The sequence below is a fragment of the Nonomuraea sp. NPDC003709 genome (assembly GCF_040610775.1).
GTDB classification, from domain to species: Bacteria; Actinomycetota; Actinomycetes; order Streptosporangiales; family Streptosporangiaceae; genus Nonomuraea; species Nonomuraea angiospora_A.
On the sequence record NZ_JBEXMW010000001.1, the window covers coordinates 510,558 to 524,617 of the forward strand.

13 protein-coding genes and 1 other RNA gene are annotated in these 14,060 nt (G+C 70.8%); 13 read left to right on the forward strand and 1 reads right to left on the reverse strand.

The window, feature by feature from the left end:
* Nucleotides 1–5: 5 nt before the first annotated feature.
* The 11 genes from ftsX to ABZX61_RS02495 all read left to right on the forward strand — a co-directional run bounded on the left by ftsX (nucleotide 6) and on the right by ABZX61_RS02495 (nucleotide 10,970).
* Nucleotides 6–914 (forward strand): permease-like cell division protein FtsX, encoded by a 909-nt coding sequence (gene ftsX / locus ABZX61_RS02445; RefSeq protein WP_355190861.1) that lies wholly within the window; start codon nucleotides 6–8, stop codon nucleotides 912–914.
* A gap of 22 nt (nucleotides 915–936) precedes the next feature.
* Complete coding sequence (gene smpB / locus ABZX61_RS02450) at nucleotides 937–1,404, forward strand: SsrA-binding protein SmpB (protein WP_350728456.1); 468 nt, start codon at nucleotides 937–939, stop codon at nucleotides 1,402–1,404.
* Nucleotides 1,405–1,423: 19 nt separating this feature from the next.
* On the forward strand, nucleotides 1,424–3,301 hold the full coding sequence (locus ABZX61_RS02455) for a penicillin-binding transpeptidase domain-containing protein (protein ID WP_355190863.1): 1,878 nt from the start codon (nucleotides 1,424–1,426) through the stop codon (nucleotides 3,299–3,301).
* A gap of 289 nt (nucleotides 3,302–3,590) precedes the next feature.
* Nucleotides 3,591–3,974: a transfer-messenger RNA gene (gene ssrA, locus ABZX61_RS02460) on the forward strand.
* 433 nt (nucleotides 3,975–4,407) lie between these two features.
* On the forward strand, nucleotides 4,408–4,575 hold the full coding sequence (locus tag ABZX61_RS02465) for a hypothetical protein (protein WP_355190865.1): 168 nt from the start codon (nucleotides 4,408–4,410) through the stop codon (nucleotides 4,573–4,575).
* 74 nt (nucleotides 4,576–4,649) lie between these two features.
* Nucleotides 4,650–5,657: an MvdC/MvdD family ATP grasp protein gene (locus ABZX61_RS02470; RefSeq protein ID WP_355190867.1), complete on the forward strand. Its 1,008-nt coding sequence runs from the start codon at nucleotides 4,650–4,652 to the stop codon at nucleotides 5,655–5,657.
* Nucleotides 5,647–6,675 (forward strand): TIGR04500 family putative peptide maturation system protein, encoded by a 1,029-nt coding sequence (locus ABZX61_RS02475; protein WP_355190868.1) that lies wholly within the window; start codon nucleotides 5,647–5,649, stop codon nucleotides 6,673–6,675. Before ABZX61_RS02470 ends, ABZX61_RS02475 begins: the two co-directional genes overlap by 11 nt.
* A gap of 166 nt (nucleotides 6,676–6,841) precedes the next feature.
* Complete coding sequence (locus tag ABZX61_RS02480) at nucleotides 6,842–7,678, forward strand: hypothetical protein (RefSeq protein ID WP_355190870.1); 837 nt, start codon at nucleotides 6,842–6,844, stop codon at nucleotides 7,676–7,678.
* Nucleotides 7,675–8,280: a hypothetical protein gene (locus ABZX61_RS02485; RefSeq protein ID WP_355190872.1), complete on the forward strand. Its 606-nt coding sequence runs from the start codon at nucleotides 7,675–7,677 to the stop codon at nucleotides 8,278–8,280. Before ABZX61_RS02480 ends, ABZX61_RS02485 begins: the two co-directional genes overlap by 4 nt.
* A gap of 150 nt (nucleotides 8,281–8,430) precedes the next feature.
* Nucleotides 8,431–9,810 (forward strand): hypothetical protein, encoded by a 1,380-nt coding sequence (locus tag ABZX61_RS02490; protein WP_355190874.1) that lies wholly within the window; start codon nucleotides 8,431–8,433, stop codon nucleotides 9,808–9,810.
* Nucleotides 9,807–10,970 (forward strand): hypothetical protein, encoded by a 1,164-nt coding sequence (locus tag ABZX61_RS02495; protein WP_355190876.1) that lies wholly within the window; start codon nucleotides 9,807–9,809, stop codon nucleotides 10,968–10,970. Before ABZX61_RS02490 ends, ABZX61_RS02495 begins: the two co-directional genes overlap by 4 nt.
* On the opposite strand, the gene ABZX61_RS02500 is transcribed toward ABZX61_RS02495, so the two are convergent.
* Nucleotides 10,915–11,322: a hypothetical protein gene (locus ABZX61_RS02500; RefSeq protein WP_355190878.1), complete on the reverse strand. Its 408-nt coding sequence runs from the start codon at nucleotides 11,320–11,322 to the stop codon at nucleotides 10,915–10,917. The two genes, ABZX61_RS02495 and ABZX61_RS02500, sit on opposite strands and share 56 nt — an antisense overlap.
* A gap of 99 nt (nucleotides 11,323–11,421) precedes the next feature.
* Here ABZX61_RS02500 and ABZX61_RS02505 point away from each other — a divergent pair, with 99 nt between their 5' ends.
* Entirely contained in the window at nucleotides 11,422–12,384 is a 963-nt protein-coding gene (locus ABZX61_RS02505; protein WP_355190880.1) for a GlxA family transcriptional regulator, read from the forward strand.
* A gap of 42 nt (nucleotides 12,385–12,426) precedes the next feature.
* Nucleotides 12,427–14,055, forward strand: coding sequence for a serine/threonine-protein kinase (locus ABZX61_RS02510; protein ID WP_355190882.1), 1,629 nt, complete (start codon nucleotides 12,427–12,429; stop codon nucleotides 14,053–14,055).
* Nucleotides 14,056–14,060 lie beyond the last annotated feature (5 nt).

Genomic DNA, 14,060 nt, shown 5'->3' on the forward strand with positions numbered 1-14,060 from the left:
AGAACATGCGGGCGAATTTCATCTTCTCCGAGGTCTGGATCGGCCTCCGTCGCAACCTGACCATGACGATCGCGGTGGTGATCACCGTGGCGGTCGGCATGGCGATGCTGGGCGTCGGCTTGATGATCAACGCCCAGGTCGGCATGATGAAGGGCTACTGGGACGACAAGGTCGAGGTCTCGGTCTTCTTGTGCACCAAGGGCTCGGCCATGGAGTCCTGCAAGGGCAAGGAGGTCTCCAACGCCCAGAAGGAGGCCCTCAACACCCTGATCAAGGGCACCCCCGGGGTCAAGGAGGTGTTCTTCGAGGACCAGTCGGCGGCGTACCAGAACTTCCAGAAGCTGTACGCGACCAACAAGGCCCTGGTGAGCACCGCCAAGGTCGAGGACATGCCGCAGTCGTTCCGTATCAAGGTGGCAGACCCCAACAACTACAAGGCCGTCGTGCAGGCCCTTCAGGGGCAGCCGGGCGTCTCGCAGGTGCTGGACCAGGCCCAGTTGGTCGGTCCGTTCTTCGAGATGCTCGACAAGCTCGCGTTCTACGCGCTCGCGGTGGCCATCATCCTGGTGCTGGCGGCGGCGCTGCTGATCGGCAACACGGTACGGCTCTCGGCGTTCAACCGGCGTAGAGAAACGGGCATCATGCGCCTGGTCGGCGCGTCCAATCTCTACATCCAGCTCCCGTTCGTCATGGAAGGCGTCATCGCCGGCCTGATCGGCGGGGTGTTCGCGGCGGTCATCCTGATCGTCACGAAGGTCTTCCTCTTCGAGGAGCTCGGGCGCTACCTGGGCGACGCCACCGCGCAGCTGGGCTGGAACGATGTGGCCCAGACCATCACCATCACCATGGTCATCGGTGTGGTCATCTGTGTGCTGGCATCGTTCGTGACGCTCCGACGCTACCTGAGGGTCTAGGGATCGCCGGTAAAGTCGAAGCATGCCACGTGAGACCGGGCGTAAGGTCATCGCCCAGAACAAGCGTGCCAGGCACGACTACCTCCTCGAGGACACCTTCGAGGCGGGTCTCGTGCTCCAGGGCACCGAGGTGAAGTCGCTGCGTGAGGGCCGCGCCTCGCTCGTCGACGGCTACGCCAGCATCGACGGCGACGAAGCGTGGCTGCTCAACGTCCACATCCCCGAATACTCCCAGGGGACGTGGACCAACCACGCCGCCCGCCGCAAGCGCAAGCTGCTGCTGCACCGCAAGGAGATCGACAAGCTCGCCGCCAAGACGAAGGAGGGCGGGCTCACGATCGTGCCGCTGACGCTCTACTTCAAGGACGGCAGGGCCAAGGTCGAGATCGCGCTCGCCCGGGGCAAGAAAGACTGGGACAAGCGGCAGTCGCTGGCGGAGCAGCAGGCGAAGCGGGAGATGGCCCGGGCCCTGCGGCACCGCAACCGATGAGACGGCGGCACCGCACCCCATGACACGCGCTCGCCGCATCCTCTCCGCGGCCGCCACCCTGGCGGTCGCGAGCACGACCCTGACCGGCTGCTTCGAGGAGCCCTCACCGCACGACGCGGTGCGGGACTTCCTCGTGGGCTGGCAGTCGGGCGACTACGAGCTCGCCGCCGGCCGCACCGACGGCGATCAGGCCACCGTGCGCAAGACGCTGTCCGACGCCAAGCTGGAGCTCGACGCGGCCTCCTTCCGCTTCAAGATCAAGAGCCTCAGCATGACGGGCGAGGAGGCGAAGGCCGACTTCCGCGCCGAGGTCGATCTGGGGGAGAACAACCCCCTCTGGGAGTACGACGGGCTGCTCCCGCTCCACCTCGTGGACGGCACCTGGAAGGTGCGCTGGTCGCCTTCGGTGCTGCATCCCCAGCTCAAGGAGGGGCAGCGGTTCGCCGTCGACACCGACCCGAGGCCGCGCAAGCCGATCGTCGACCGCACGGGCGAGCCGCTGCAGGGCAACACCGTGTTCTACAGCGCGGGTGTCTACCCGGCCAAGCTCGGTGACAAGGCGGAAGAGGTCGCCGCCAAGCTGTCCAAGATCACCGACTACGCGCAGGACCGCCTGCTGAGCCGCATCAGGTCGTCGCCGCCCGACAAGTTCGTGCCGCTGGTCACGTTCGGCCGCTCGCGCTACCAGACGATGCAGTCGAAGCTCGACGCCATCGACGGGATCGAGACCGTGCAGCAGGATCAGCCGGTCAACCCCGAGCCGCCGCAGCAGATCGTCGGCAGCGTCAGCGCGCTCACCCCCGAGACCGAGCAGAAGCTCGGCGGGCCCGAGCGGGCCGGTGACTCGGTTGGCAGGAGCGGCCTCCAGCAGGCCTACCAGGACTACCTGACCGGTTCGACGCAGACCAAGGTGATCACGCTCGACCTGAAGACCGGCAAGCAGGTCGCCCTGCTGAAGGAGTGGCGGGGCCGGGAGAACGTCTCGGTGAAGACCACCATCGACCGGTCCGTCCAGGCGGCGGCCGAGCAGGCGCTGGGCGACACGGAGGCCAGCCTGCTGGTGGCGGTGCAGCGCGACACGGGTCAGATCCTCGCGGTCGGATCCCAGGGCGAGCTGACCCGGCAGAAGGACCTGAACCAGGAGATGGGCGCGCTGGCCGGCCGCTTCCCCGCGGGCACGGCGTTCTCGATCGTGGCCGCGAACGCGCTGCTCAAGAAGGACGTCAGCCCGAAGCTACGGCTGGCCTGCCCGGACGAGCGCACGGTCGGCGGCGCCAAGTTCGTGCAGGCCGCGGAGTCCACCGGGGTCACGCCCTCGGCCACCTTCCAGGAAAACTTCGCCAAGGGCTGCGTCACCGCGCTGGCCTCGCTGGCCCGCCGCGTCACGGCCGACGACCTGTCCGGGAGCGCCAAGGCGTTCGGCGTGGGCCAGCCGTGGCGGCTGCCGCTCAAGTCGTTCAGCGGCGCGCTGCCGCAGCTGGCCGGCGACGCCGACAAGGCCAAGGCCATCGCGGGCCAGAACGTCGAGGTCAGCCCGCTCGGCATGGCGCTGGTGGCCGCCGCGGTCGCCTCGGGCACCTGGCGTCCGCCGGTGCTGGTCACCGATCCCAGGTCGCCCGACCCGACGGTGGAGGCCGCGCAGGCCCCGCAGCCCGCCCCCGTACCCGTCGACCCCAAGGTCCACGCGACGCTGAAGCGGATGATGGCGGCCGGGGCGACCGGCACGCCCGCCCAGGCGGGCAAGGGCAGGGTCTACGGCGTGACGGCCACGGCAGGCAACCAGCTGAAGTGGTTCGTGGGCTGGCAGGGGGATGTGGCGGTCGCCGTGCTGGCGCGCAACCACGACGCCGGAGCGGTCGCGGGCAGCTTCTTCTCGGCTCTTCGGAACTCTCCGTGAAATTGTCGTCACGCTGAGCAACCATTCGAGGGTCCGGCTGCGTCTTACTGAGTGACTGGACCCGCTCGGGGGGTTGCGGATCCAGTCGCCGTGATGAGATCAGGACTTCATCTCGGGGGAAGTCCTGCCGTCCGGACCGGCTCGACCCTGCCGGTCGGCCCCCGGGAGCGCGAGCCGCTGAGCCGCGCTCCCGGGGGTTTCGTCATGGGGAATCAAGTTGGCGTTGGGGGCGTTGTTCCCTGTAGATTCTTGTTGCTCACCTCCGCGGAGGTGTGTTGACAACTGCACAGGGGGTGACTGGCTTCGACTTCGACTTTGCAAGCCAGGTGAAGCGGGCCGAGGACTGCGGACATAACCTCGTTAATCCTGTGACCGCAAACAACAAGTGCCAATTCTAAGCGCACTGTGGCTGCCCAGGATTCCCTGGGCCTCGCTGCCTAAGTAGCGAAACCACTGTCAGCCCGGGAGTGCCTTCGGCCCGGTGTCTGGCATCGTTAGAAGGCTCAACCGCTCGACCCGGCCACGGGGGAGAGCGGGAAATCAAACAGTGGCTGGGCCCGTCGGCGACTCGCCTGCGTGATCGCCGGGGCCGAGAAAAGCACAGCAGGCTGCGCCCGGAGAAGCCCTGACTTGGGGTTGAAGGACGCGGGTTCGATTCCCGCCACCTCCACTGGAAGGCCCGTGTGGTCGGAAGCTGCGCTTCCTCCCGCGGGCCTTTGTGCTGTCCAGGGGAACCCCCTGGAACCCCTATCAGACCGCCTCTGATCTGCCGAGACCTCGGCAGGCAGGGGCGGTTTTTTGTGTTCAGGGGCCCCAATGTCCTCAGGGGCCTCAAGGTCCTCAACGCGACAAGGGCGCCTCAGGCCCCAGGGTCCGAGGTGTGAGCAGGGGCTCAGGGGCGCGCAGGGCCCAAAGGGGGAGCAGGATCCCAAGGGAGAGCGGCAGTCGGGGCTTTCCTTGGCAGGACGCTTGATGCCGCTTGGAGAGGGGCGTCGCGGGCCGGGGCCGCCGGATACAAGTCGCCCCAGCCCATTCCCAAGGTGCGAGCGCCAAGCTCCTGCACCGGGCCGTAGATCGCGGCCTTCTGTAACCAGATGGGATGTTTCATGAGCAACCTGCTCAAGATCGAGGATCTGCCCGCCGGGGTCTCCGAACTCGTCGGTGAGGAGCTCGAGGTCGTCGCGGGCATGCCCATGGCGGACATGAAGCCCGGCTCGGGCTACACCTGCAGCTCCACGTGGGGCAACCCGAGCGCCGACTGCGTGAATCGCTGATGGCTGCGGCGGGGAGCCGGCGATCACCGGGTGCCGGCTCCCCGCCGCGTGAACGGCTGAAGGAGCATCCGACCGTGTTATTGATCATCAGCAGCCCGCGCGACGACTCGGTGCACACCGTGCGCCCGAAGCTGGAGGAGCGCGGCGTCCCGCTGCTGTGGTGGGACGAGGCCGAGTACCCCGGGTCCTCCACCCTCACCACCGCCTTTCTCGACGGCCGGTGGCGGCAGACGCTGACGTTCCAGGGCGAGACGTACGACCTGTCGAAGGTCACCGCGGTCTGGGACCGCCGCCCCGGCAAAGTGGCCGCACCCGGCGTGCGAGAGCCGTCGCAGCGGGCGTTCGCCGAGCACGTGGCCAGGATCGCGCTCGCGGGCGCGTACGACCTGATGGCAGGGGCGCGGTGGATGCCGGCGCCGCCGCCGCACGTCGTAGCGGTGGACAACAAGCTCCTGCACCTGTACCGGGCCACCGAGCTGGGGTTCACCGTGGCCGACACCGTCGTGACGAACGATCCGGAGGCGCTGGCGCAGCTGTGGAACCGGGCCGGCGGCCGGGTCATCACCAAGACGCTCGACTACCGGCCGTTCTTCGTGGACGGCGAGGACCGTCACCTCTTCACGACGGTGGTGCCGAGGCGGCGGCTCGCCGGGCGGCACCGGCTGCGGTACGGGCCCGCGATGCTGCAGCCCAATGTGCCCAAAGCCTACGAGCTGCGGGTGACGGTCGTCGGCGAGCGGGTGTTCGCCGCGAGCATCGACTCCCAGGCGTCACGGATGACCGAGGTCGACTGGCGGCACCTCGAGGATCCCAAGACCCGCTATGCCGCCTATGATCTGCCGCGGAACGTCGCCGACGGCTGCGTACGCCTGGTCGCGGGGCTCGGCCTGAGCTTCGCCGCCCTGGACTTCATCGTGACCCCGGACGGCCGGTACGTCTTCCTGGAGCTCAACGTCAACGGCCAATGGGCCTTCGTCGAGATGCTCACCGGCCTGCCCATCAGCGACGCCATCGCCGACTGGCTCGCCGACGCCACCGCCACCGCCCGTCCCCGCATCGAGGAAGCCACCGATGTCCGCTGATTCGTTCGCCATGGATCTCTTCGACGCGGTCGTGCTGCTGCGCGACCTCCCGACCTCCCAGGAGGAGGTGGGCGACGCTCAGCGGCGCGTCGGGGACTGGGGCGCGAAGCGGCCGCACCTGCGTGTCCAGCTCGCGGTCGACGAGCCGCCGGGCACCACCAGGGCGGGCTACGACCTGCTCCTGGAGCACCCCGAGGGAGGCACCGTCGCGCTGTCGGCCGAGGTGGACGACGGCATTCCCTGGCTGGTGGACCACTCCACCCATTGGGCGGCGTCGTGCGTCCTCAGCGTCGACGGCAAGGGGCTGCCGGTGGCGGCCGCGCTGTCCACGATCCGCGCGCTCGGCGCCCGGGACCGGCAGCTGCACGAGCGGCTGGTGGACCACCGGATCCTGCTCAGCGAGCTGGAGAAGGACATGCGGCCGGTGACTCCGGAGGAGGCGCGGCGGGCCGCCGACGAGTTCCGGCGACGGCGCGGGCTCACCGGTCGTGCGCAGACCCTGCGGTGGCTGGCCGAGACGGGCATGTCGGAGGACGCCTTCTGGAGCCACGTCAGAACGCAGGGCCTGATCGCCCGCGTCCGTGAGCGCTTCGCCGGTGAGCCGGCCCGTCGCCGTCTGGCCGAGCACCCGGAGGAGTTCACGGTGCGGCATGCGGTGTGGGTGATCGGGCCGGACGCCGATGAGCTGGGCGCCCTGCTGGACGGGCCGGTGCCGGGTTTCCACGCGCGGGCGCTGGCCGCGCTGCCCGGGAGCCCGGCATCCGGACGGCGCGGGATGCGGTTGCAGGCCGCCGTCGCGCTCACCCCGGAGCTGCCCGAGCCCCTGCGGGCGCTGCCCGAACAGGCCTCGGCCGGGCCCGTTCCGTACGACGGCGGCTATCTGGCGGGAGTCGTCCACGAGGTCGTCCCGCCCGATCCCGAGGCTCCCGAGGTGCTGGAGGCGGCGCGGGATGCGGCGTTCCAGGCGTGGCTGGACGAGCGGCGGCGCACGTCGGAGGTCCGGTGGTTCTGGTTGTGAGAAGGCGCCCGCGGAGCGCCGGCGCTCACCTTCGCTGACAACATTTGGTACCGCTGACACCGCAGACCGTAACCAACGCGTGTTTTACATGTGCTTAGGTGGGTCTCTGACATTTTGCGGGCCGGAGTGAGGGTAAAGGGTGTCAAGGTACGGCTGGCGTCACTCGGTGTTCGCGCCTGTGGTGGGTGTGGTGTTCTCCGCGCTGCTGATGGCGGCCGGAATGGTGGAGGCTCTGCTGGTGTCCGTGGGCGCGACCACGGCCCCCGTGGCAGCGGAGCTTGTGGTCACGCTGATCATCGCGGTGTTCCTGACCGCGGTGCTCAGGATCGTCAGGGCCGTTCCGGACATCCGGCGTGAGAACGCCGCGACGGCTCGGGCCGTGTCGAACGTCCAGGCGGTGAAGCCGACGGAAGACACGCTGGTGGCGCGGCGGCTCAAGCTGTTCAGGGAGGCGGCCGAGGCAGGGAACGACTGCGAGGCGGTGCTGAGCGCGCGGTCCGCGCTGGACGAGAGCGAGATGGCCAACAAGCACCATCTCGACCACGCGCTCATCTGGGCGCTGCCGGTCTTCGGGTTCATCGGCACCGCGCTGACGATGGGCGCGATGGTCAACTCGTTCTCGAACGCCCTGGACCGCGAGGGCGACCCCGGGGTGCTGATCGCCGCGCTCAAGCAGCACGTGCTGCCCGAGCTGGCCTCCGCGTTCGGCGTCACGCTGGTCGCGCTGTTCCTGAGCGTGCTGGCGTTCAGCGCGATGGCCCTGGTCGAGCGGGGCGAGCGGGCCAACGTGGTGGCCGCCGACGAGGTGTTCCTGATCTACATCGCGCGGCTGCCCGCCAAGCAGGCGGCCCCCGCGATGCACGGGCTCACCCAGGAGCTGGCCCAGTCCAGGGGCCGGACCGAGGAGCTCGTCAAGGGCCTGGACGCGCTGCGTACGGCGGTGGAGCGGCTGAGCGCGGCCGAGAGCCGCCCGCAGAAGTACACGCTGGTGAGGGAGCCGTGAGGCGGCGGCCCGCCCGATCGTTCGCCCCGCCGCTCGATCTGCGCTTCATCGACCTGTTCATGGCCATCGTCCTGGCGCTGTCGTTCGTCGCGATCATGCTGACCGTCGTGGCGCGGATGCTCCCGACGGACACCCCCGCGACTCCTCCGCGCCAGGAGAGGAGCGTCGCCCAGCTGAAGAAGCAGCTCGACGCGGCCGTGGAGGCCAAGCGGAAGGCCGAGACGGAGCTGGCTACCACGCAGCGGCAGATCGCCGACCAGACCGCCTTCGCGCTGCCCTGGTGGCTGATCGGGTTCTGCGCCCTGCTCGGCGTGCTCGCCGTCTTCATGGGCTGGCGGATCCGGCTGTGGAACAAGGGGAATCTGCCGCGCCTGCGAAGCTGGCTGCTGGTCACCCTGGTGGTGGCCGTGGTCACGGCGGTGATCAGGTCGATGGGCGACGGCGACGGCTATCTGCTGCTCGCCGAGATCCCCTGGTGGGCCGCCGACGCGCTCTGTCTCGGGCTGATACTGGTCTCGTACGTGCTGATCTCCGTCATCCGGGAGAACCACACCACGCTCGGCGAGATCAAGGCCCGCTCGGCGCGCACCGAAGCCCGGTAAATACCGTCGCATCGGTGCGAAAGGCCCGGTAAGGTCCGGACCAGACTGGCCGCGGGACTCAGGTACGACTTCCGGAACCCGCCTGTACAGCGATGCTTCGCAGCTCGTGCCCCCATTCCCCGGCCAGTCCGCCGACCGCCGGGGGAGCCCATGGAGACCTACGCCGACCTGATCGAGTGCGAGGACGTCCTGATCTTCGCGAACGCGGCCATCACCTCCACCGGCCAGCGCGAGTTCCACGGCACGGCCGGCGAGCAGCGGCTCTCCCTCGACTTCCTGCACCGCTACGTCCAGGGCAACTATCCCGACCTGTACGCCGCCGCGCTGGCGCTCGACATCAACGACCACAACGCCGCCCTGATCATCGCCAACCTGCTGAGCGGGCGCGCGGGCGACGGCCGGCTGATCGCCTGGCGGCTGGAGCGGATGAGCCCGCCGAGGGTCTACCGGCTCTTCCGGCGCCTGCGCCGCGACGGCGTCAACAACCGGCGCACCAGGGCCGTCGTCCGCGACTGGCTCACCGGCCGCCCCGACCTGGCCTTCGACGCGGTCAAGTACCGCGCGCAGGTGAAGTCGGCCGTGCGCCACGCCCACCTGCGACTGCCGGGAGAGCTGGGCGACTTCCTGTTCGCGCCGTTCAGCCGGGCCCGTTACGAGACGCCCGTCCTGGAGGCGTGGCGCCGCGCGCACTTCGACAAGAGCGCCCTGTACGACCTTCCATACACGGTCGCCGAGGGCTTCGCCGCCCGCCACGGCATCGGCAGGGAGATCTTCCTGGAGCGCATCGCGCCCCGGCTGACCAGGCTGGAGCGCCTGCGGCTGACGGAGTCCGCGAGCCGGGACAAGGTGGACACCGAGCCGGATCTGGCCGCGATGCCGCTGGTCAGGCTGGCCTCGTACATTCTGTCGCTGCGTGCCGACGTGCGCGCGAGCCGCCGCGCCGAGCTGGTGGGCGCGCTGCGGGCGGCGGCGGCCCGGGTGGCCGGGGCGCGGGCGGGCACGTGGGGGAGCGTCGCGGCGGTGCTGGACGACAGCTTCTCCTCGTTCGGCTCGCCGGTGAAGCGCCGCCGGCCGCTGGCGGTCGCGCTGGCCTGCCACCACCTGCTGGAGGCCCTGGCCGGCGACTACCGCGGCCTGTGGCTGTCGCGCCGGACCGACCCGCTCCAGGTGCGGCCGTACGGGCCGACGCCGCTGGGGCAGCGGATCCTCGACGCGCTCGAACACCGGCCCGGCCTGCTCGTCATCGTCTCCGACGGCTGGGACAACGCGCCGCCGGGGCTGGCGGGCGAGGTGCTGCGCGTGTGGCGGCGCAAGCTCGATCCCGGCGGCGAGGTGGGCATCGTGCACATCAACCCGGTCTACGACGCCGACCGGTTCGACGTGCGGCGGCTGTCGCCCATGGTGCCGACGGCCGGCATCCGCGACGCCGAGGACCTGCCCGCGCTGGTGGAGCTGGCCCGGTTCGCGGAGGGGCGCACCGGGCTCGGGGAGCTGAGGACGTACCTGGAAGATCGGGCGGCACGGCGATGATGGATCTCACGGGGCTGGACACGCGGCCCGCGCAGACCTGGGGAGGGCTGCGGCTGGTGCCGCTCGTGCGCCGCGAGCCCGTCGAGGACCTGCGGCTGCACGCCAAGGTGTACGGCGACGAGCTGTCCATGGTCCACCTGCCGGACAAGACCCTCTACACGGCGTACATCCCGCACGCCTTCGTCGCGTCGTGGACCGGCGACGGGACCCCGGCGGCGGCCTACGGCACGCAGCTCGGGCAGCCGCTGCGCCACATGTGCATCAGGACCAGGCGCAGGATGGCCCGGCGGGTGGACAAGAACCGGCTCCGGTTCCTGCCGCTGCACCTGGCCGTGGAGGGCTACCTCGCGCTGCACTTCGGCGGCCCCGTGGTCGCGTGGGAGGAGTGGTCGCGGCAGGCGCTCGTCCACGGGCTGTCCCCCCGCTCCGAGGAGGCCTACGCCGGGGCGGAGGTGCGCGGGCTGGAGGACGCGCTCAAGATCTTCGAGATCTACCCCGGGCAGTGCGGGCTGCTGCTGTACGCCGGTGACACGCTGGCCAGCGCTTTCGTGGTGCCGCACCCGGAGGACTACCGGGCGCTGCACCCGACACTGGTCCGCGACATGTACGGCGAGCTGATCCACGACTATGCCCTGTTCTACCCCGCCAGGGACTTTCCCGCGGTGATCGACGAGAGCGCGGTCGCCTCGCTGTCCGACCTGCGGGCCGAGGCCGTACGCGCCGAGCGGGACTGGGCCGGCTTCCACGACTCGGTGATGGCAGCGGGCCTCCTCCGCGCCCCCGCGCGGGTGGAGGAGGTCTACCGGATGGGCGGGTTCACGCTGAGCCGGTTCCTGCCCGCCTTCGAGCGGAAGAGCGAGAACCACATCGGCGAGATGATCAACGACGCGGACGGGCGGACGGCCTACCTGAAGACGTTCAGGCTGTCGGAGGCGCAGGTCAGGCGTGGTCACCTGCTGAGCACGCTGGCCGAGCACGACTGGAGCCTGCCCGCCGCCGCGGAGAGCCTGCGGGTGAGCGCCGCCGAGCTGGGGCTGCGGCTGGAGCGGGCCGGGTTCGGGCACCTGCTGCGGCAGGACGTCCTGGACGGCTACCGCAAGGCGCTCAGTGAGCGCAGCCGGCGTACTCGTCGAGGCGGCGCAGCATCGCCGCCAGCATGAGCGGGAACATCGCCACGTGCGCCGCCGTCATCATCGTCCCGGCGTCGATGGCGCCCAGCCAGAGCAAGGGGAACAGCGGCACCACCGGGACGAACATCGCGGCGCACATCTCCAGCGTCGAGGCCCAGCCGTGCCCGCGGATCCGCATCCACGCGGCCATGCCGATCGACATGTTGACCGCCATGACCAGGTACGCGAGCTCGGGCTGCTGCTCGTGGGAGAAGCTGAGCCCCACGGCGGACTGCAGCATGCCGAGCGCGAACATCCCGACGAACATGGCGACGATCATCTCGACGTAGTGAAGGGCGAACCTGCCCCAGCGGCGGCCGGTGCCGGTGTTTGTCGTTGTCATGCCACGACTGTTGCCGGAGGGCCACCGCGTGCCAAGGGAGATGAGCCGGGGAGGTCCGGAAACTTGGGCTCTCTGTCCTTCGGCCCTACAGTCATGGCCATGGAGGTACGACGGGTCGTCGTCGTGGCGTACGAGGCGGTGGGGTTACTCGACGTCGCCTGCGTCACCTCGACGCTGGAGGAGGCCAACTGGCACGGCGCGGCGCCCTGCTACGAGGTGCGCGTGGCCACGCCGGGCGGGCACCCCGTCACCTGCGGCACCGGGCTGACCGTCCAGGCCCAGCTGGCGCTGGAGCGGATCCACGGGCCGCTCGACACGCTGGTGGTGTCCGGCGGGGTCGGCCACGACGACGCCGCGGCCAGCCCGCTGATCGTCGGCCACGTCCGCAGGCTGGCCCGCGAGAGCCGCCGCGTCGCCTCCGTCTGCACGGGCGCGTACGTGCTCGCCGCCGCGGGGCTGCTCGACGGGCGGCGCGCCACCACGCACTGGCAGCTGGCGCACGACCTGGCGGCCCGGCATCCCGCGGTGGCCGTGGACGCCGACCCGATCTTCATCCGCGACGGCAACGTCGCCACGTCCGCCGGCGTCACCGCCGCCCTCGACCTCACGCTCGCCTTCGTGGCGGAGGACAACGGCCCCGAGCTGGCCCGCACGGTGGCCCGCAACCTGGTCACCTACCTGCAGCGGCCCGGCGACCAGGCGCAGATGAGCATGTTCGTCAGCGCGCCCGTCCCCGCGAACAACCTGGTCAGGCGGACCATCGAGTACATCGCCGCGCACCTGCGCGACGACCTCACCACGGCCGCGCTGGCGAACGAGGCGGGGGTGAGCGAGCGGCACCTCACCCGGCTCTTCCTCCAGCACCTGCAGCTGACACCCGGGCGATATGTCCGGCAGGCCCGCACCGAGGCCGCCGCGCACCTGCTGGCGTCCACGTCCCTGCCGATGGCGTCCGTGGCCGTGCGGTGCGGGTTCGGGACGGCGGAGACGCTGCGGCAGGCGTTCGTCGACCGGTACGGGATCCCGCCGTCGCGCTACCGGCTGACCCAGGCGGCCGGGTGACCCGATCCAGGGAAATGTCGGGAGCTGGCTAGTCTGTCTGCGATGAACGAGGTCATTGGCGGGTACACGCTGCGGCGCCTGCTCGGGCGCGGCGGCATGGGCGAGGTGCATCTCGCCTCGACACCCACCGGCGGCCTGGCGGCGCTCAAGGTCATCCATCCGGCGCTGGCCCGCGATCCGGCGTTCAGGCGGCGCTTCGAGCGGGAGGTCGCGGCGGCCCGCCGGGTGGCCAGGTTCTGCACCGCGCCCGTGCTGGACGCGGGGATCGACGGCGATATCGCCTACCTCGTCACCGAATACGTCAAGGGGCCCGACCTGGCGCAGGCCGTGAACGAGCAGGGGCCGTTGTCGGGCGGGAACCTGGAGGCGCTCGCGGTGGGCATCGCCACCGCGCTGAGCGCCATCCACGGGGCCGGGGTGATCCACCGCGACCTCAAGCCGTCGAACGTGCTCCTCTCGCCGCTCGGGCCCCGGGTGATCGACTTCGGCATCGCCCAGCTCGTGGAGCACGACAGCCTGGTCAGCCAGGCGATACTCGGGACACCCGCGTTCATGGCGCCCGAACAGGTGCGCGGGGAGCCGCTGACGCCCGCGGCCGACGTGTTCGCGTGGGGCGGGGTGATCGCGTTCGCGGGGACGGGGCGGCTGCCGTTCGGGGGCGGGGCGCCCGCGGAGGTGCTGTACCGGATCACGCAGGAGGGGCCCAGGCTGGACGGGCTCGACGAGGGGATCAGGCAGGTCGTGGAGCGGGCGCTGGCCAAGGATCCGCGCCTGCGGCCGACGGCCCAGCGGCTGCTGGCGGACCTGGTCGGCGGCACCCGCCTGGCCACGGCCACCGAACGGGTCGAGCGCACCTGGACGGGCACCACGACGGCCGACGTGCGGCCCGGACCCGACCTGCGACCCGGATCCGACGTGCGGCCCGGACCCGACCTGCGGCCCGCGTCCGGTATGTCGCCCCCGCCCGCGATGCCGCCCGCTCCGCCTGTGTCTGCGTCTGTTTCTGCGTCTGTGTCTGGGGTGAAGCCGAAGCGGAGGCGGTGGCCGTGGGTCGCGGGGGCCGTCGGGCTCGTGCTCGCCGCCGTCGCCGCCGCCGTGACCGTGCCCGCGCTGTCCCAGGAGAGCTGGCCGTACGAGGCCGACTTCGGCGACTCCTGGGCGATCGGCGCGTCGGAGGGCGGGAACGCGCGGCAGGCGGGCTCCGGCTACGAGCTGACCGTCAAGCCGGGCTGGCGGCTGTGGAAGTCGGCCCCCAGACAGGAGCCGGAGGGCGGCGTGGTCGTCAGCGCGAAGGCCACCCTTGAGGAGGGGAGCGGGGAGTACGGTGTGTGGTGCCACGGCTCGGCGCGCTCCGGCGATCGTTACGAGTTCGGGGTGAGCGGCTCGGGCAAGGTCACGATCGTCAAGCGCCGTACGGGCACCCGGGGCACGACCCTGTACGGCCCGGCGGACGCGCGGGGCGCGGCCGTCAACCGCGTCGTTGCGGAGTGCGGCGAGAGCGGGGGCAAGGTGACGCTGCGCATGTGGCTCAACGAACGCCTGGTCGCGCAGGCGACCGACTCCGACGCGCCCTACGGCCCCGGCGAGTCCGGCGTCCATGCCGCCTCCGGCGCCACCGGGTCCGCACGCGTCCGCTTCGACTCCTTCGCGCTCAGGCCGGCGGGCACGTGATGCTG